Origin of the sequence: Thermomonospora umbrina, from assembly GCF_003386555.1 — a bacterium.
GTDB classification, from domain to species: domain Bacteria; phylum Actinomycetota; class Actinomycetes; order Streptosporangiales; family Streptosporangiaceae; genus Thermomonospora; species Thermomonospora umbrina.
In genome coordinates this window covers 2,307,167-2,323,640 of record NZ_QTTT01000001.1, presented here as the reverse complement: position 1 = coordinate 2,323,640, position 16,474 = coordinate 2,307,167, and the positions used below count along the sequence as shown (strand labels likewise).

19 protein-coding genes and 1 tRNA gene are annotated in these 16,474 nt (G+C 70.5%); 15 read left to right on the top strand and 5 right to left on the bottom strand.

All coding sequences use genetic code 11. The features are described from left to right. Positions 1-5: 5 nt before the first annotated feature. The 6 genes from DFJ69_RS10180 to DFJ69_RS10155 all read left to right on the top strand — a co-directional run bounded on the left by DFJ69_RS10180 (position 6) and on the right by DFJ69_RS10155 (position 4,994). Positions 6-395 carry an RRQRL motif-containing zinc-binding protein gene (locus tag DFJ69_RS10180; RefSeq protein WP_245974226.1) on the top strand — a complete coding sequence of 130 codons (390 nt, stop codon included), beginning with the start codon at positions 6-8 and terminating at the stop codon, positions 393-395. 44 nt (positions 396-439) lie between these two features. Then, positions 440-1,093: a DNA cytosine methyltransferase gene (locus tag DFJ69_RS10175; RefSeq protein ID WP_211328572.1), complete on the top strand. Its 654-nt coding sequence runs from the start codon at positions 440-442 to the stop codon at positions 1,091-1,093. Continuing rightward, positions 1,090-2,016, top strand: a complete 927-nt coding sequence (locus DFJ69_RS10170) for a bifunctional DNA primase/polymerase (protein WP_116022249.1) — start codon at positions 1,090-1,092, stop codon at positions 2,014-2,016. The genes DFJ69_RS10175 and DFJ69_RS10170 overlap by 4 nt, the downstream gene beginning before the upstream one ends. Further along, a complete protein-coding gene (locus tag DFJ69_RS10165; RefSeq protein ID WP_116022248.1) occupies positions 2,013-3,194 on the top strand; it encodes a DUF3631 domain-containing protein in 1,182 nt (393 codons plus the stop codon). Before DFJ69_RS10170 ends, DFJ69_RS10165 begins: the two co-directional genes overlap by 4 nt. A gap of 214 nt (positions 3,195-3,408) precedes the next feature. After that, positions 3,409-3,627, top strand: a complete 219-nt coding sequence (locus DFJ69_RS10160; protein ID WP_116022247.1) for a helix-turn-helix domain-containing protein — start codon at positions 3,409-3,411, stop codon at positions 3,625-3,627. Between the two features lie 2 nt (positions 3,628-3,629). Further along, positions 3,630-4,994 carry a tyrosine-type recombinase/integrase gene (locus DFJ69_RS10155; protein ID WP_116022246.1) on the top strand — a complete coding sequence of 455 codons (1,365 nt, stop codon included), beginning with the start codon at positions 3,630-3,632 and terminating at the stop codon, positions 4,992-4,994. 86 nt (positions 4,995-5,080) lie between these two features. Here the strand turns inward: DFJ69_RS10155 and DFJ69_RS10150 are convergent. From DFJ69_RS10150 to DFJ69_RS10140, 3 genes are all read right to left on the bottom strand, one after another. Beyond that, positions 5,081-5,153, bottom strand: a tRNA-Lys gene (locus DFJ69_RS10150). 117 nt (positions 5,154-5,270) lie between these two features. After that, complete coding sequence (locus DFJ69_RS10145) at positions 5,271-5,735, bottom strand: C40 family peptidase (protein ID WP_116022245.1); 465 nt, start codon at positions 5,733-5,735, stop codon at positions 5,271-5,273. 649 nt (positions 5,736-6,384) lie between these two features. Continuing rightward, positions 6,385-6,687 carry a YiaA/YiaB family inner membrane protein gene (locus DFJ69_RS10140; RefSeq protein ID WP_116022244.1) on the bottom strand — a complete coding sequence of 101 codons (303 nt, stop codon included), beginning with the start codon at positions 6,685-6,687 and terminating at the stop codon, positions 6,385-6,387. Positions 6,688-6,891: 204 nt separating this feature from the next. Between DFJ69_RS10140 and DFJ69_RS10135 the strand changes: the two genes are divergently transcribed. From DFJ69_RS10135 to DFJ69_RS10120, 4 genes are all read left to right on the top strand, one after another. Beyond that, complete coding sequence (locus tag DFJ69_RS10135) at positions 6,892-7,287, top strand: SCO5389 family protein (RefSeq protein ID WP_116022243.1); 396 nt, start codon at positions 6,892-6,894, stop codon at positions 7,285-7,287. A 217-nt stretch (positions 7,288-7,504) separates the two neighbouring features. Next, complete coding sequence (locus tag DFJ69_RS10130) at positions 7,505-8,080, top strand: nucleotidyltransferase family protein (protein WP_116022242.1); 576 nt, start codon at positions 7,505-7,507, stop codon at positions 8,078-8,080. Further along, entirely contained in the window at positions 8,077-8,358 is a 282-nt protein-coding gene (locus DFJ69_RS10125) for a BON domain-containing protein (RefSeq protein ID WP_245974224.1), read from the top strand. The genes DFJ69_RS10130 and DFJ69_RS10125 overlap by 4 nt, the downstream gene beginning before the upstream one ends. After that, positions 8,355-9,119, top strand: a complete 765-nt coding sequence (locus DFJ69_RS10120; protein WP_116022241.1) for a metallophosphoesterase family protein — start codon at positions 8,355-8,357, stop codon at positions 9,117-9,119. Before DFJ69_RS10125 ends, DFJ69_RS10120 begins: the two co-directional genes overlap by 4 nt. 11 nt (positions 9,120-9,130) lie before the next feature. Here the strand turns inward: DFJ69_RS10120 and DFJ69_RS10115 are convergent, their stop codons facing one another. Next, positions 9,131-10,144: a DNA topoisomerase IB gene (locus tag DFJ69_RS10115; RefSeq protein ID WP_116022240.1), complete on the bottom strand. Its 1,014-nt coding sequence runs from the start codon at positions 10,142-10,144 to the stop codon at positions 9,131-9,133. Positions 10,145-10,202: 58 nt separating this feature from the next. Between DFJ69_RS10115 and DFJ69_RS10110 the strand changes: the two genes are divergently transcribed. After that, positions 10,203-10,400 (top strand): hypothetical protein, encoded by a 198-nt coding sequence (locus DFJ69_RS10110; protein ID WP_116022239.1) that lies wholly within the window; start codon positions 10,203-10,205, stop codon positions 10,398-10,400. Positions 10,401-10,403: 3 nt separating this feature from the next. On the opposite strand, the gene DFJ69_RS10105 is transcribed toward DFJ69_RS10110, so the two are convergent. Continuing rightward, complete coding sequence (locus tag DFJ69_RS10105) at positions 10,404-11,252, bottom strand: SDR family oxidoreductase (protein WP_116026531.1); 849 nt, start codon at positions 11,250-11,252, stop codon at positions 10,404-10,406. Positions 11,253-11,536: 284 nt separating this feature from the next. Between DFJ69_RS10105 and DFJ69_RS10100 the strand changes: the two genes are divergently transcribed. The 4 genes from DFJ69_RS10100 to DFJ69_RS10085 all read left to right on the top strand — a co-directional run bounded on the left by DFJ69_RS10100 (position 11,537) and on the right by DFJ69_RS10085 (position 16,411). Continuing rightward, on the top strand, positions 11,537-12,310 hold the full coding sequence (locus DFJ69_RS10100; RefSeq protein ID WP_116022238.1) for an SDR family oxidoreductase: 774 nt from the start codon (positions 11,537-11,539) through the stop codon (positions 12,308-12,310). A 12-nt stretch (positions 12,311-12,322) separates the two neighbouring features. Beyond that, entirely contained in the window at positions 12,323-13,087 is a 765-nt protein-coding gene (locus DFJ69_RS10095; RefSeq protein WP_116022237.1) for a crotonase/enoyl-CoA hydratase family protein, read from the top strand. Positions 13,088-13,287: 200 nt separating this feature from the next. Continuing rightward, positions 13,288-16,059, top strand: coding sequence for an AAA family ATPase (locus DFJ69_RS10090; protein ID WP_245974222.1), 2,772 nt, complete (start codon positions 13,288-13,290; stop codon positions 16,057-16,059). Between the two features lie 16 nt (positions 16,060-16,075). After that, positions 16,076-16,411, top strand: coding sequence for a cupin domain-containing protein (locus DFJ69_RS10085; RefSeq protein ID WP_245974220.1), 336 nt, complete (start codon positions 16,076-16,078; stop codon positions 16,409-16,411). Positions 16,412-16,474 lie beyond the last annotated feature (63 nt).

The window sequence follows — 16,474 nt, the reverse complement described above, 5'->3', positions numbered from 1 at the left end:
CCCGGGTGTTGCGCGCTGACGCGTTCATGGACCCCACCGGCGAGCGGCACGGCGTCCCCACTTGGCCGTGGCGCATGGCCCCGCCCCATCTGGCCACCCGCCGCCAGCTCGCCGCCGCCGGACTGCGCCCCGGCGGGCAGGACATCGCCGGACAGATCATGTGGCGCTCGCGCCGCGCCCGCCGAACCGGCGGCATCCGCGTCGCCTATCTGTACGACGTGCGCCTGGCGCTACCCAAGCGCATCCCGACCCCGGCCCAGCTCGCCGCCTTGGCCAAGGCGCTCAAGGCGCGCCGCATCTGCCCGCGCTGCCGCACCGACGCCGGCTACGTCCTGCCGACTCGCTACGGAATGTGCCTGGACTGCCTGACCGACTGGGAGGTGCGTGCCGCATGATCACGACGCCTCGTGCTGCCGTTGCCGTTGCGGTAGATGTGTCCGTGTCGGCAGCGCTGGCCGTTCCGGTGAACGGGATGCGGTTGCTGGACCTGTTCTGCTGCGCCGGTGGTGCCGCTGTGGGGTACCGGCTGGCGGGGTTCGAGGTCACCGGCGTGGACATCCGTCCCCAGCCCCGGTATCCGTTCACCTTCGTCCAGGCGGACGCCTTGGAGGTGCTCGGCGATCCGGTCTTCCTGGCGGGATTCGACGCGGTCCATGCGAGTCCGACCTGTCAACGCAAGGCCAGGGTGACCGCTTGGCGCGGCAACCGCGACGACCACCCCGACACGCTCAGCCCCACTCTGCGGGCACTGGAGCACCTGTCAGTCCCCTGGGTGGTGGAGAACGTGCCCGAAGCCGCTGACCAGCTCACACCCGACTACCTGTTGTGCGGCACTCAGTTCGGGCTGCGCGTCCGCCGTCACCGCATCTTCCAGGTCGGCAACTGGTCCTCCTACAGCCTCCTTCCGCCCTGCCGGTGCTACCGCAACCGCGACCTGGTCCCCTTCGGCCACAAGCACGAACGCGCGTTCGCCGACGCCATGGGCTGCACCTGGATGACCAACATCGAAGGCCGCCAGGCCATACCCCCCGCCTACACCCGCCACATCGGCAACGCACTCGCTCACGCTCTCACTGAGAGGAAGGTCGCATGACGGGCCGCGACACCCATCCCGGCGCCTTCGCGCTCGCCGCTGTTCGGCGAGGATGGCGCGTCTTTCCCCTCACTCCGGGCGGCAAGCCGCCCGCATCCGGGTTCACCGACTGGGAGCGCAAGGCCACCACCGACCCCGCGCGCATCCGGGCGATGTGGTCGCGGTCCCGCTTCAACGTCGGCATTGCGACCGGCCCGTCCGGGCTGATCGTCATCGACCTGGACCTGCCCAAGCCCGGCGAGACCGTGCCGCCCGAGTGGACGATGCCCGGGGTGAACAACGGCGCCGACGCGTTCGCCCTGCTGTGCGAGCGCCATGGCCAGCCGTTCCCGTTCGAAACGTTCACCGTCAAGACCAGACGCGGCGGGATGCACCTGTACTTCACCGCACCCGACCGCGTTCAGCTCCGCAACACCGCTGGGAGCAAGGGCAAGGGGCTGGGGTGGTGCATCGACACCCGTGCTCACGGTGGCTACGTCGTTGGTCCCGGGAGCTTCGTGGACCTGCCGGACGGCACCGGTCCCTACACGGTGACTCACAACGCCCCGGCAGCGCCGTTGCCGGACTGGCTGACCGAGCTGCTGACCAGCCCAGCCGCGCCGCCCTCCTTGAGTGCCTCTGTCGGCGTCGGAGACCTGGACGCCTACGTTCAGACGGCACTCAAGGAAGAAGCGGCGCGCGTCCGCGACGCTCAGCCCGGCGGACGCAACTTTGCCCTGAACAAGGCCGCCTACAACCTCGGTCGCCTGGTGGCCGCCGATGTCCTGCCCGAGGACCTCGCCCGCGTCGCCCTCACTGACGCCGTCAGCGTCCACTTCGCATCCGGGTCGTTCACCCCCGCCGAAGCCACCGCGACCATCACCGCCGGTCTGGCCGCCGGGACCCGCAACCCGCGCACCATCACCAAGAGGACCGCCGCATGAACGCCCAGCCCGCCGACCACGATGGCGCCGCCCTCCTGGACGCGCTCCTGGCAGCCCTGACGCGGTACGTGATCCTGCCCAACGAGCACACCGCCCACGCTGTGGTTCTGTGGGTGGCCGCGACCCACGCTCAGCCCGCTTGGGCGCACGCGCCGCGGCTGGTGATCCGGGCACCGGAGAAGCGATGCGGAAAATCCCGGCTGCTGGACGTCGTCGAGGCGACTTGCCACGACCCGTTCATCACCGTCAACAGCAGCACCGCAGCGGTCTACCGCTCCATTTCCGAAGACCCGCCCACCATGCTCGTGGACGAAGCCGACACCATCTTCGGCCCCAAAGCAGACGGCAACGAGGATCTGCGAGGGCTGCTCAACGCCGGACACCAGCGCAACCGGCCCGCCAAGCGCTACGACGCCAACACCGGCCGCGTCGAATCCATCCCCACCTTCGCCATGGCCGCACTCGCAGGCATCGGCGCCATGCCCGACACCATCGAAGACCGCGCCGTCATCGCCCGCATGCGCCGACGCGCTCCCGGCGAAACTGTCGCGCCCTTCCGGCACAAGCGCGACCGCCCCGCCCTCCGCCAGCTCGCGGCCGACCTCCACCAGTGGCTGCGCGCCGACCTGGAAATTCTGGAGGTTGCAGAGCCTGCCATGCCCGTCGAGGACCGCGCCGCCGACACCTGGGAACCCCTCGTCGTCATCGCCGACCATGCCGGAGGGCACTGGCCCGAACGTGCCCGCGCTGCCGCACTCGCCCTTACCGCCGACGCCGACGACAACCGCGAGACCTCCACCCGGCTTCGGCTGCTGACCGACTGCCGGGCCGCGTTCGGCGCAGACACCGCCCTGCCCACTGCCGCCTTGCTGGAGCGCCTCAAGGCCGATCCCGAAGCCCCATGGCACGACTACGGCCCCAACGGACTTACCGCAATGAAACTCGGCACCTTGCTTCGCGAATACGACATCCGATCGACCACCATCCGATTCCCGCAGCCGATCGGGCAGGCCAAGGGCTACCAGCGCGAAGCGTTCACCGACGCATGGGCGCGCTACTGCCCACCCGACGACAACCCCGCACCGCCCACCACAGACGCCACCGTGCTCACCCTGCCCGGCGTAGCCGTACCAGCCGTACCAGACGTCCCACCGCAGGTCAGCCCCGGTACGGCTTGACACCGCGGTACGGCTCAAGCCGTACCGGCCACCGTCCCTGGTACGGCTCAAGCCGTACCACCCGCCAAGCCGTACCAGTCCTGAACAGCCAAAACGAGGCTGGTACGGCTGGTACGGCTACCCCCTCACGACGAACCGCCGTCCGCCCTGGTGCACAGCCGCCAAGCGATCCGCCAGGGCGAAGACCCCTCACCCTCAAGGAGTTGCACACGTCATGCAGACCGTGACCGCGTCTGGGGAGAGCCCGGACAAGGCTCTGTACCGCATTCCCGATGTCGTGGAGATCCTGTCCCTGAGCCGGACCGTCGTCTACCAACTGGTCAACGACGGCCGTCTGCGCTCGGTCAAGCAGGGACGTACGCGGCTCATCCCCGCGTCGGCCATCGCCGAATACGTCGCGCTGCTGGAGCAGGAAGCGGAAGAGGCCGCCTGAACATGGCACAGGGAAAGCGCAAGCCCAACGGCCGATCTTCCATCTACTTCAGCAAGTCGGACGGGCTCTGGCACGGTTGGGTGACCATGGGCGTCAAGCCCGATGGTTCACCCGACCGGCGGCACCGTAAGGCCAAAACGGAGCCCGAGGTCACCCGCAAAGTCCGGGATCTGGAGGCCAAGCGGGACGCCGGAAAGACCAGCAAGCCGGGGCGGGTACCGACCGTCGCCGAGTGGATGACGACGTGGCTGGACACGATCGCGGCCCGCAAGGTCGACCAGTCCACCATGGACAGCACCTACCGCCCGAAGGTCACACGGTGGATCATCCCCCGGCTGGGCAAGCACCGCCTCGACCAGTTGCGCCCGGAACACCTGGACGCCTTCTACACCGATCTGGAGAAGGAGGGCCTCGCGCCCAACACCGTGCTCCAGATTCACCGCATCCTGTCGCGGGCACTCAAGGTCGCCACACAGCGCGAGGTCATCACGCGCAATGTCTGCACCCTCGTGGACGCGCCGCAAGCCGAGGACGCCGAAGTCCAGCCGCTGACGGTCGAGCAGGCCCGCCGGCTCCTGGCGCTGGTCGAGCAGCAGCGCAACGGCACGCGATGGTCGGTCGCCGTGTCGCTGGGGCTTCGCCAGGGTGAGGCGCTGGGGCTCCGGTGGAAGTACGTCGATCTGGACCGGGGAGTCATCAAGGTCCACTGGCAACTCAAGCGGTCGACGTACCGGCACGGCTGCGACGACCCGCATGCGTGCGGTGAACGGCTGCACCGTTACCCGTGCCCGAAGGACTGCCCAAAGGCGAAGCGGACCGCCGGACGGCGTCATATCTGCCTCGCACAGTGCCCATCGAGGTGCAAGAAGCACAACGGCAACTGCCCGAAGCTCTGCGCTCCTGACTGCCAGGAGCATGCTCCCTCGTGCCCGCTACGCGTCGGGGGATGGAAATTCGCCCGCCCCAAGGGCAAGCGCAAGCGAGAGGTGCCCATCCCGCGCCAGCTCGTGCCGCTCCTCAAGAAGCAGAAGGAGATGCAGGACGCCGAGCGGAAATCAGCAAGCGACGGCTGGGAGGAATGGGACCTGGTCTGGTGTCGCCCGGATGGACGACCCTACGACCGCCGGGCCGACTGGGGAACGTGGAAAAACCTGCTGCGGGCCGCCGGGATCGATGCCGACGCTCACCGGCTTCACGACGCCCGGCATACCGCCGGGACGCTGCTGGGGGAGCAGGGAGTGGACATCCACGTGATCCAGCGCATCCTGGGACACGCTCAGCTCAGCACGACCCGTCGCTACACCCAGCCCACCGACGGGCTCACCACCGCTGCCGTGGGGCGCATGGGGGATGCGCTCTGGGCATGATCAACTAGGTCGACTGCAACCCGGACTGCAACCGCAGACAGATCGGGGCGGGCACCGGAACCGGTGTCCGCCCTGGTCGGTGAGGGTGGGTCGCCTGGGACTCGAACCCAGAACCTACGGATTAAAAGTCCGGAGCTCTGCCAATTGAGCTAGCGACCCGCAGGCCAAGGGTACCGAGATCGCCTGGGGGTTCGCACCGTGGTATCCGGGGGGTGGGCGGAGGGCGGCGCCGGGTCGGGGGCGGGGTGTCCCGGGCCCGGCGCCGCCGTGGTGCGGTCAGAGGCCGGGGCGGACGGCCCCGTTGAACTGGCCCTTGTAGTAGGAGCTCAGCTTGACCTTCTGGACGCGCTTCCCGGAGCTGGGGGCGTGGATCATGTAGCCCTTGCCCACGTAGATGCCCATGTGGCTGCGACCGCCGTAGAAGAAGAGGAGGTCGCCGGGCTTGAGCTTGCTGTACCTGACCTTGTGCTTCACGGCGCCGTAGATGGCGTACGTGGTCCGCGGGAGCTTGACGCCGGCCTTGCGCCAGGAGCCGCCGGCGAGGCCGGAGCAGTCCCAGGAGCCGGGGCCGGTGGCGCCGTAGCGGTACGGGTCGCCGATCTGCTTGTAGGCGTACTTGACCGCGGTGGAGGCGCGTCGGCGCTGCTTTTGGGCCCTGGTGAGCTTGGTGCGCAGGGGGGCCGGGGCGACGTCGACGGGGGTCGGCGCGGTGGGCGCTGCAACGGGCTTCAGGGGGGCCACGGAGAGTGACGTCGGTGGCTTCGCGGCTGCGGCCGGGGTGGCTGCGGCGGCGGTCGTTCCCAGGGCGGCGGCGGCGCACAAGGCGATTCCGCTCAGCGTGCAGCGAAGGATACGGGGGGTATTCAGGATTGCTCCAGACCTCGGGAGTGACGCCTACCGGGGCAGCCGAAAGCGCCGGACGGTGGAAGCCGTCCGTTGGTTCGGCGAAATTGCACCCGCAAGACCGCGTCGATGCGGCGGGGGTTTCCCGGCTCCGTGCCTCTGGGCTGCACGGACGCGGCGGGTCGGCGATGGCTGTGAATGCGGTGGAATGGTCGGATCACCGCAAATCGCTGACCGTTTTTCTGTTGTCTTTCGGCGATTTGAGTCGGCCGCTGGACGGGATGACGCTAACCATGATCGGGTGAAGAGGGCAAATTGCGAGGGTGGCCCGAGGGGGTCCGACAGGTGTCGGAAAAACGCCGATCATGGGTCTACCTGCGACGATGTCCGGCCATGTGGCCTGATTGTGACCTCGGTCGCACTACGTGTTCAGGGCGCCCGCGCGGTGTGCGGACGCCCTGGGGCGGACTGGTTCGATCATCGATCGGGGAGGGTGCGGAGGGCTCTGGAGGGGGTTTTCGGAGGTCCCGAAAGGGCTTTGCGGGGCTCACCCCCAGGCGCCTCCGGAGGCGTCGACATAGGGGGCGTTCGGCGGGAGCGGGGACTGCAGTCCGGGCTGTTCCGGGCGGTTCAGCATGGCGGTGGCCTCCTGGCGGTCCCGGATGACCTTGGCCAGCGTGAACGTCGAGGTGATGACGTACAGCATGCCGAGCGCGAGGAAGGCCCGAATCCAGAGCGGCGCGGGCAGGTAGGCGATCCCGAGTCCGACGCCGACGGTCGCGACGGCGAACGAGATCGTGGACTGGATGAAGAAGGCCGTGGATCCCTTGAGCTGCTGGAGAGCGTTCATGCGCCCACTGTGCGGCGGCGGCGGCGCGATCGCCTGAGTACGTCGACGGGATCCCCTACTCAATCGAGCGGCGCTCGGGCTGAGTAGCCCGGGGCGCCCGCCGGCGGGAATCTTCTCTCGACGACGCTGGAATGAATATCGTTTCCATGTGACACTCACATCGGTGGGCGTCCGCCCCCGCTCGTTCGAGAAGGGAAGACGATCATGTCCTTGACGGTCGGCGACCGGCTGCTGGAGAGCGCCCGCCGAGGGGAGGTGCCCGAGGACGAGTTCGTGGCCTGCGTGCGCGACTCCCTCCCGTACGCCTGGGAGGTGATCGGCGACGTGGCCGCCCGCTCCCACGGGACGGACGACGGCTTCGCCGACAACCAGGTGCCGCCCCCGGACGAGACCGCCCGGGGTCAACTCCTGCGCGCCCTGGCCAGCGACGCGATGCGGGGCGCCCTGGAACGGCACTTCGGAGTCCGCCTGGCCTTCCAGAACTGCCACCGCGTTGCCGCCTTCGCCCCGCACGGCCCCGACCACGCCGAGCGCTACGCGAGGTTCACCTCGCCCCGCGCCCAACTGCTCAACCAGTCCCCGGACCTCGTGGACTGCTGACCCGCCGCCCCACCGGCCGGGCCCGACCACTCCGGGCCCGGCCACGCGCGGGTTCACCGTCCCGTGCCCGGAGGCTCGGCGGGTCGGCGGGCCTCGTGGACTGATGGCCCGCCGTCCCATCGGCCGAAGAGGCGGTGCAGGTTGGGGGGAATGGGGGCATGAGGGCGGTTCGCACGGGTACGGCCGACGGCGACGTCGAGCGTGGGAGTGCTGGGGTATGACGGATGGGGGATCGTCGGCCGGTGAGGAGACCCTGCTCACCAGTCTGAAGCGGGCGGCCGGCGCGATGAAGGAGGCCGGCGTGGGGTTCGCGCTCGCCGGTGGGTTCGCCGCGTACGCGCGGGGGGCCGCGATCTCCACGCACGACGTCGACTTCGTCGTTCGCGAACGGGATCTGCAGGCGGCGCTCGACGCGCTGACCGGGGCGGGGATGCGGCGGCGGGAGTGCCCCGAGGACTGGCTCGAGAAGGTGTACGACGACGACCGGCTGATCGACCTGATCTTCCGGCCGTCCGGGCGGGCGGTCGACGACGGGATGCTGGCCAGGGCCGACGAGCTGTCGGTGGCGGCGGTGAACATGCCGGTGCTGCCCGCCGACGACCTGGTGGTGATGCGGCTGCTGGCGTACAGCGAGACCGCGTGCGACTTCAGCGACTTCCTCCATGTCTGCCGGGCGCTGCGCGAACAGGTGGACTGGCCGAAAGTGGCCAAGGAGACGGAGCACTCGCCCTACGCGTACGCCTTCCTCACCCTGCTGGACCGGCTGGACGTGATCGAAGGAGGCTTCCTGTGAACCAGGCGAACCCCGCGAACCCGGCGCACAAGACCGGGGACGTGCCGCACTACCTGGTCGCCCACATCCGCGACCGGGTCGCCGAGCAGGCGTACGAGCTGGGCATCCACGTCGACGTCCGAGGCGACGTGGTCTACCTGAGGGGCGAGGTGGTGTCCGAGGAGCGCCGGCGGGACGTGGAGGAGGCCGCCCGCGCGGTCGCCGGCGACCATGTGATCCGCAACGAGGTCTCCGTCGTCTCGACGCGGACGCCCGACGGAGAGGAGCACCTCTCATGATCCGAGTTGCCGCCATCGCGGACATCCACGTCGGGCCGGAGACCGCCGGCTCCTACCGCAAGCGGCTGATCGACCTCGCCGATCACGCCGACGTGCTGCTGGTGGCGGGGGACCTCACCCGGCACGGCACGCCCGAGGAGGGCCTGGTCGCGGCGGGCGAGCTCCGGGACGCCCCCGTCCCGGTCGTCGCGGTGCTGGGCAACCACGACTACCACTCCGACGCCGAGATCGAGATCGCCGCGATGCTGGGCGACGCGGGGGTCACGGTCGTGGAGGGCGACGGCGCGATCATCGACTGCGACGGGACCCGGCTGGGCGTCGCCGGCGGCAAGGGCTTCGGCGGCGGATTCGCCGGCCGCAGCGCCGGGGAGTTCGGCGAGCCGGAGATGAAGTCGTTCGTCCGCCACACCCGGGAGTTCTCCGATCGGCTGCGCGGGTCGCTGGAGGACCTGGAGCGGAAGGGGGCGGACGTCCGGATCGCGCTGACCCACTACTCGCCCGTCAAGGACACGTTGGCCGGGGAGCCGCTGGAGATCTACCCGTTCCTGGGCAGCTACCTGATGGCGGAGGCGATCGACGAGGCGGGCGCCGACCTCGCCGTCCACGGGCACGCGCACATGGGCAGCGAGAAGGGCATCACGCCCAACGGCGTAAGGGTACGGAACGTGGCGCTACCGGTCATCAAGCAGGCGTACGCGGTGTACTGCCTGGCCGGGGAGAAGGCCGCCGAGCCCGTCGAGGTCGCCCAAGGGGCCTGGTAGCCCCCGAGAAGTCAGCCAGGGCGGAGAAGGTCGAGTACGGCGCGTTCGGTGCGCCCCTGGGTGGCGAGTTCACCGAAGTCCGCGTCCCGCCCGAGGTCGGTGACCGCGATCGTCACGCCCCGTTCGTACGAGTCGATGACGCGCGGGTCGATGTAGGAGGCGCGCGCCACGGCCGGGGTGTTCCCCAGGTAGTCGGCGACCTCCTGTACGACGCGGCTCACCGCGCGCCTGCGGGTGCCCTCGGAGGACGCGGCCGCCTTGGTGGACACGGCGAGCCCTACGGCGGCCAGCACGGTGGCGTGCCAGGTGCGGAAGTCCTTAGCGGTGAAGTCGCCCCCGGAGATCTCGCGCAGGTATTCGTTGATGTCCCCGGTGGTCACGTCGTGCCATCGCCCGCCGGGCGCCCGGTGGGCGAGCAACTCCGGACCGTCGTCGCGACGCCGTTTGAGGCCGCTGACGACTTTGCAGACGTCCTCCTCGGCGACCGCCTGGTAGCGCTCCTTGGAGCCCTTGGCCGGGTACTCGAACACCACCTGGTCCTTACGGCACGTGACGTGTTCGCGGAGTACGGTCGCCAGCCCATAGGTTCCGTTCTCCTCGGCGTACTCCTCTCCGCCCGCCCGGAAGAAGCCGAGGTCGATCAGGCGGACGGCGGCGGCGAGAACGCGTTCGCGGGTGAAGCCGCGCCCCTTGAGGTGCTCGGCGATCCGCTCGCGGATGACCGGCAGGCGTTCGGCGAAGTCCAGCACCCGGTCGTGCTTCTCACGGTCGCGTTGCTCGCGCCACAGCGGGTGGTACAGATACTGGCGGCGTCCGGCGCCGTCGGTCCCGGTGGCCTGGATGTGCCCGTCGGGGTCGGGGCAGATCCACACGTCCTTCCAGGCGGGCGGGATCACCAGGCCCTTGATGCGGGAGACCTCCTCGGGGCTCACCGGCCCCCCGGCCGCGTCCAGGTAGCGGAAGCCCCGACCGTGCCGTCGCCGCCGTATGCCGGGTTCCGCCGGATCGCTGCGCTCAAGCTCCACGCCCGAGGAGATCCCCGGTGCGCGTGTTTAAAACCATGCCCCCGGTCACGTAGGGGCTATGGCAGACAAGCGCGATCCCGACCGTTCCAAGCCCTTGGCCGACCGCCGCGCCGAGGCCGGAAACCCGGTTGACCCCGACGACGAGCCGGACTTCGCAGAGGAGATGACCCCCGGCCCCACCGATCCCCCCAATGCGGGGGAGGACGCCCCAGGGGGAGAGGCCGAGGGGTACACGCCCCAGACCCGGGTGGACTGAGGGTCAGCCCGGGTGGATCTCGCCGCCCGCGGGGACGAGGGTCTGCCCCGTGTAGTACGACGACAGGCGGTTGCTGGCGAAGAACACGTATGAGGGCGCGATCTCGTCCGGATCGGCGGCGCGCCCCATGGGAGCCTGCTGCCCGAAGGTCTCCACCTTCTCCGGTGGCATGGTGGACGGGATGAGGGGCGTCCACACCGGGCCCGGGGCGACGCAGTTGACCCGGATGCCCTTGTCCATGAGGTTCTGCGCCAGGGACTGGACGAGGTTCATCGCGGCCGCCTTCGTCGCCGCGTAGTCGATGAGCGTCTTGTTGCCCCGCAACCCGTTGATGGAGCCGGTGACGACGATCGACGAGCCCTCTCCCAGATGGTCGAGCGCCGACTGAACGAGCCAGAACAGGCTGAGGACGTTCACGTCGAACGTTCGCCGTAGTTGGGCGTCGTCGATCTCCCGCAGGTCCTGGACGGGCTCTTGGGTGCCGTGGTGCAGCACCAGGACGTCCAGCCCGCCCAGGTCGCGGGCGGCGTGGGCGACGACCTCGCGGCAGTGCCGTTCCTCGGCCAGGTCCCCGCCGAAGGTGACGCAGCGGCGGCCCTCCTGCTCGACCAGCTTGGCGGTGTGCCGGGCGTCGGCGTCCTCGGAGAGGTACGTGAGCGCGACGTCGGCGCCCTCCTTGGCGAGGGCGACGCTCACCGCCCTGCCGATGCCGGAGTCGCCGCCGGTGATCAGGGCTCGCGCGCCGTCGAGCAGACCGCCGCCGGCGTAGTCGCGCATCTCGTCCCGTGGCTCGGGTGTCATGTCCTCGGTACGGCCGGGGTACGCCTGGCTCTGTGCCGGTCGTTCGCTCATCGTCTCCCCCTGTCGTCGTGGTTCGGGCGCCGGATGACCGTTCCCGGGGCGCGGCTCCTCATGCGTCCGGCGGCGGCCGAGGGCGTGATCTTCGCTCATCGGGCGGTGGATCATCGTGCATCCGGCAAAGCCGGGCTCGCGGTTCTTCGTCGTCCGGTGAGCATTGCGACCGTCCGGTGCGTCAGTCGCGTCCCCGGTGGACAAGACCCCGATCGAGCCCGGTAATTTGACGGGTGGGTAACATCACCCGAACCACATTCGGTCCCTGACGTAAGGTGCTGCTTATGGACCTGAACGGAGTCTCCGCCGTCGTCTCCGGTGGCGCGAGCGGCCTCGGCGAGGCCACCGCCCGCGACCTCGCGGCCAAGGGCGTCAAGGTGGTCGTGGCCGACCTCAACGAGGACAAGGGCAAGGCGCTGGCCGACGAGCTCGGCGGCGTGTTCGTCAAGACCGACGTCTCCGACGAGACCCAGGTGCAGGCCGCGGTGCAGGCCGCCGTCGACACCGGCGTCCCGCTGCGGATCATCGTCAACAGCGCCGGCATCGGCTGGGTCACCCGCACCGTCGACCGCGCCGGCAACCCGCACGACCTGGCGTCGTTCCAGAAGGTCATCGAGATCAACCTGATCGGCACCTTCAACCTGATGCGGATCGGCGCGGCGGCCATCGCCAAGACCGAGCCCGTCGACACCGACGGCCTGCGCGGCGTCGTCATCAACACCGCCTCCGTGGCGGCCCTCGAGGGCCAGACCGGCCAGGTGGCGTACTCGGCGTCCAAGGGCGGCATCGTCGGCATGACCCTGCCGGCCGCCCGCGACCTCGCCGCCGTCGGCATCCGCGTCAACACCGTCTGCCCGGGGATCATCGACACCCCGATCTACGGCGAGGGCGAGGCCGCCGAGGAGTTCAAGGCCAAGCTGGCCCAGCCGGTGCCCTTCCCCAAGCGGATGGGCAAGGCGTCGGAGTTCGCGCAGATCGTTCGCGCGCTCATCGAGAACGACTACATGAACGGCGAGACGGTCCGCTTCGACGGCGGCATCCGCTTCCAGCCCAAGTAATCGGAGATCCGCATGACCGACGCCGTACTCACCGAGACCGAGGGCGCCGTCCTCGTCATCACCATCAACCGCCCCGAGGCCAAGAACGCGGTGAACGGGGCCGTCGCCCAGGGCATCGCCGACGCGGTCGAGGAGTTCGACGGCCGCAAGGACCTGTCCGTGGCGGTCATCACCGGGGCGGGCGGCACGTTCTGCTCCGGGATGGACCTCAAGGCCTTCCTCAAGGGCGAGGCCCCGTGGGTGGACGGCCGGGGCTTCGCGGGCCTGGTGGAGCGTCCCCCGCTCAAGCCGCTGATCGCTGCGGTGGAGGGCTACGCGCTGGCCGGCGGCTGCGAGGTCGCGCTGTCCTGCGACATGATCGTGGCCTCCCGGGACGCCAAGTTCGGCCTGCCCGAGCCCAAGCGCGGCCTGGTGGCGGCGGGCGGCGGTCTGCTGCGACTGCCGCAGCGGATCCCGTACCACATCGCCATGGAGGTCGCCCTGACCGGCGACTTCTACACCGCGGAGCGGATGGCCGAGCTGGGCTTCGTCAACCGGCTGGCCGAGAACGGCGGTGCGCTGGCGGCGGCCAAGGAACTGGCCCTGAAGATCGCCGAGAACGCCCCGCTGGCGCTCGCGGCGACCAAGAAGATCATCGTCGAGTCGCCTGAGTGGGCCGCCGACGAGGTCTGGGCCAAGCAGGGCGAGATCGTCGGCCCGGTCTTCGGCTCCAAGGACGCCATGGAGGGCCCGGCGGCCTTCGCCGAGAAGCGCAAGCCGGTCTGGCAGGGCGAGTGAACCCGTCCTGACGGCTCCGTCGTAGGGCGCCCGACCGCTCCGGTCGGGCGCCTTTCGCGTGGCCGGGGGTGCTCTCGGGGTCTGTTCACCGGCGACCGTGTCTTGTCACTTCGGGCAGGGGAAGTGGTTGCCCATTTGTGCTTGTTTCAGTGAGTATGTCGCAGTGATTCCATTTCACATCGTGGTGACATGTGCGGCCGGTGACTGAGCGGGCCGCGCCGTTGCTCGGCAGGACCACGGAGACGGAGACGATCGCCGCCCTCCTCGAGAACACCCGCGCGGGCGGCAGCGGAGCACTGGTCCTGCGCGGCGAGCCCGGGATCGGGAAGACCGCGCTGCTGGAACACGCCGCCGCGACGGCCGGCGACCTGCGCCTGATGCGCGGCACGGGCATCGAGGTCGAGGCCGAGCTGCCCTTCGCCGGCCTCCAGTTGCTGCTGCGCCCGGCCCTGGACTCCCTGCCCGCCCTCCCCGAACGTCAACGCACGGCCCTGGAGGCGGCCCTGGGCCTCGGCTCGGGCACCGCCCCCGACCCGATGCTGGTGGGCCTCGCCGTCCTCTCCCTCCTCACGGAACACGCCGACCGGGTCGGTCACGATGAGCCCGCCGGCCGTGTCGGTGGGGCCGGGTTGTTGTGCCTGGTCGATGATGCGCAGTGGCTCGATCGGGCGTCGCGGGACGTGTTGGCGTTCGCGGCGCGGCGGTTGCACGCGGAGGGTGTGGCGATGCTGTTCGCCGCCCGTGACGGTGAGGGTTCCTTCCCCGCCGCCGGGCTGGACGAGCTGGTGCTGACCGGGCTGCCGCCGGAGGCCGCGGCGGCCCTGCTCGACGGGCGTCCGTTGACGCCGGCCGTGCGGTTCCGGCTGCTCGCCGAGGCGCGCGGCAATCCGCTGGCCTTGTTGGAATTGCCCGTTGCGCTGGCCGCCGAGCGGCACGGGGGGTTCAGCCCCGGGGCGCTTCCGTTGACCGGGCGTCTGCAACTGGCGTTCCACGGGCGGATCAGCCGGCTCTCCGAGGCGACGCAGAGTCTGCTGTTGGTCGCCGCCGCCGACGAGACGGGTGAGCTTCACGTCATCCTGCGCGCCGCCGAGGCCCTGGGGGCGAGCGTCGACGATCTGACGCCCGCCGAGGACGCCGGTCTGGTGCGGCGCGGGGATGCCGACGGGACCTCGATCGTCTTCCGTCATCCGCTCGTTCGGGCCGCCGTGCACCAGCGGGCGCCGGTGGGGCGTCGCCTGGCCGTCCACCGGGCGCTGGCCGACGCGCTCGACGCACCCGAGCACGGCGACCGCAGGGCCTGGCATCTGGCGGCCGCCGCCACCGGGCCCGACGAGGAGGCCGCCGCCGCGTTGGAACGTTCTGCCGCCCGGGCGCGGGAGCGCAGCGGTCATGGAGCGGCGGCTGCGGCGTACGAACGGGCGGCGCGCCTCAGCACCGAGCCCGCCGCCAGGACGCGCCGTACGGCCCTGGCCGCCGAGGCCGCCTTGGAGGCCGGTGACCTGGACCGTGCCAGGGACCTAGCGGACCACGCGGCCCGCAGCGTCGACGCCCACCCGGCCGCCGATGCCCGGCTCACTCACGTACGGGCTCTGGCGGACTTCTGGCAGGGGGCCTTCCCCTCCGCGCACCGGCTCCTCGTCGACGGGGCCGCACGCATCGGCGACACGGACCCCGGAACGGCCGCCGCGATGCTGATCCAGGCCGTCCACACCGGCTGGTACCTCGGCGAACGGCATCTGTCGGACGTGCTGGAGCGGCTGGCGGCCATCCCGCTGCCGGACGGCGACCCGCTCGAACCCCTGGCCCGCTCCGTTCTCCGCCTGCTGGACGACGGCGAAGGGGAGCCGCCCCCGACACTGGTCCGCACCCTCGACGAGTCACGCCGCCACGGCCGCGCACCCGATCAGGCGCTGCTGATCCTGTGCGGGACCGCGTTGGCCCGGGGGCAGGACGCCGACGCCTACGCGTTGGCCACCGCGTTGGCCGCCGAACACCGCAACGCCGGCGGGGCGGGCCGGCTGCCGACGGTGCTGTTCTTCATGGCCGAGGGCGAGCTCTTCACCGGCCGCCACCGGGACGCGCTCACCACGGCGACCGAGGCGCTCGGACTGGCCCGCGACACCGGCCAACGCCAGTGGGTCGGCCAGTTCAACAGCGTGCTGGCCTACCTGCACGCCGCCGAAGGCGACGAGGAAGCCTGTCGACGCCACGCGGAAACGGGCCTGGAGGGGGCCACCGCCGGAGCGATCGCCCCCGGCGCGCCCTGGGCGCACTGGTCCCTGGGCCTGCTCGACCTCGGCCTGGGGCGTGCCGAGGCCGCCCTCTCCCACTTCGAGCACCTCACCCGCGAGCCCATGCGCCACCACATCTGCGCCATGCGTTCCACCCCCGACCTGGTGGAATCGGCCGTACGGGTCGGAGCGGCCGAACGCGCCAAGGAGGCCATGGAACGCTTCGAACAGTGGGCGGCCTCCGTACGGCGACCGTGGGCCGACGCGCTCGTCCTACGGAGCCGGGCACTGCTCACCGGGGACGAACAGGCGGAACGGCTGTACGAGGACGCCCTCAAGGCGCACGACCGTGACGGTCGTCCACTGGAGTACGCCCGCACCGCGCTCCTCTACGGCGAATGGCTGCGCAGGGCACATCGCAAGGCTGAGGCCCGCGCCCACCTGAACGACGCCCTGGGCACCTTCGACCGGCTCGGCATGCGCCCCTGGGCCGAACGCGTCCGGGCCGAGCTCACCGCCACCGGCGCCCGACTCCCGGACGAACGGCCCGTTCCCGGTGCCGCCGCCGGGCTCACGCCTCAGGAGCTGCAGATCGTTCGGCTCGCCGCCAAGGGGCTGTCCAACCGCGACATCGCCGCGCAGCTCTTCCTCAGCCACCGAACGGTGGGCTACCACCTCTACAAGGCCTATCCCAAGCTCGGCGTCACCTCGCGCCGCGAACTCAAGGACATCACCGCGTGAACGGAGCCGTGACACCGTGACCACACCGCCGCAGGTCCTGCCCGGACAGATCATCCCGGTCGAGGTCGACGAGGTGCCCGTGGATGAGGTGGCCCCGGGGATCACGGTGCGGATGCTCCCCGGGATGGCCGGCATCCGTACGTGGGTCATCGACCTCGCCCCGGGTGCCGAGTGGCCCGAACCGGACGTTCACGAAACGTACGGCGAGGCGTACTTCGTCGTCGAGGGCGAGATCATCGAGGGCGACCGCACATACGGCCCGGGAACCTACGTGGCCTTCGGCTCCGAGACCAGCCACCGTCCACGCACCGAGACGGGCGTTCGCGCGTTCGGCTTCAACTACGACGTGTGATCCGGGGGCTCCCACGGGTTTCCGCGTCGGGCCCCCCGCCGGGGCGGACCCTCGTACGGGTCC

Coding starts and splice junctions, on each gene's coding strand:
- DFJ69_RS10170 (WP_116022249.1), top strand. CDS start 1,090: ATGACGGGCCGCGACACCCATCCCGGCGCCTTCGCGCTCGCCGCTGTT.
- DFJ69_RS10165 (WP_116022248.1), top strand. CDS start 2,013: ATGAACGCCCAGCCCGCCGACCACGATGGCGCCGCCCTCCTGGACGCG.
- DFJ69_RS10160 (WP_116022247.1), top strand. CDS start 3,409: ATGCAGACCGTGACCGCGTCTGGGGAGAGCCCGGACAAGGCTCTGTAC.
- DFJ69_RS10155 (WP_116022246.1), top strand. CDS start 3,630: ATGGCACAGGGAAAGCGCAAGCCCAACGGCCGATCTTCCATCTACTTC.
- DFJ69_RS10140 (WP_116022244.1), bottom strand. CDS start 6,687: ATGAACGCTCTCCAGCAGCTCAAGGGATCCACGGCCTTCTTCATCCAG.
- DFJ69_RS10135 (WP_116022243.1), top strand. CDS start 6,892: ATGTCCTTGACGGTCGGCGACCGGCTGCTGGAGAGCGCCCGCCGAGGG.
- DFJ69_RS10130 (WP_116022242.1), top strand. CDS start 7,505: ATGACGGATGGGGGATCGTCGGCCGGTGAGGAGACCCTGCTCACCAGT.
- DFJ69_RS10120 (WP_116022241.1), top strand. CDS start 8,355: ATGATCCGAGTTGCCGCCATCGCGGACATCCACGTCGGGCCGGAGACC.
- DFJ69_RS10110 (WP_116022239.1), top strand. CDS start 10,203: ATGGCAGACAAGCGCGATCCCGACCGTTCCAAGCCCTTGGCCGACCGC.
- DFJ69_RS10105 (WP_116026531.1), bottom strand. CDS start 11,252: ATGAGCGAACGACCGGCACAGAGCCAGGCGTACCCCGGCCGTACCGAG.
- DFJ69_RS10100 (WP_116022238.1), top strand. CDS start 11,537: ATGGACCTGAACGGAGTCTCCGCCGTCGTCTCCGGTGGCGCGAGCGGC.
- DFJ69_RS10095 (WP_116022237.1), top strand. CDS start 12,323: ATGACCGACGCCGTACTCACCGAGACCGAGGGCGCCGTCCTCGTCATC.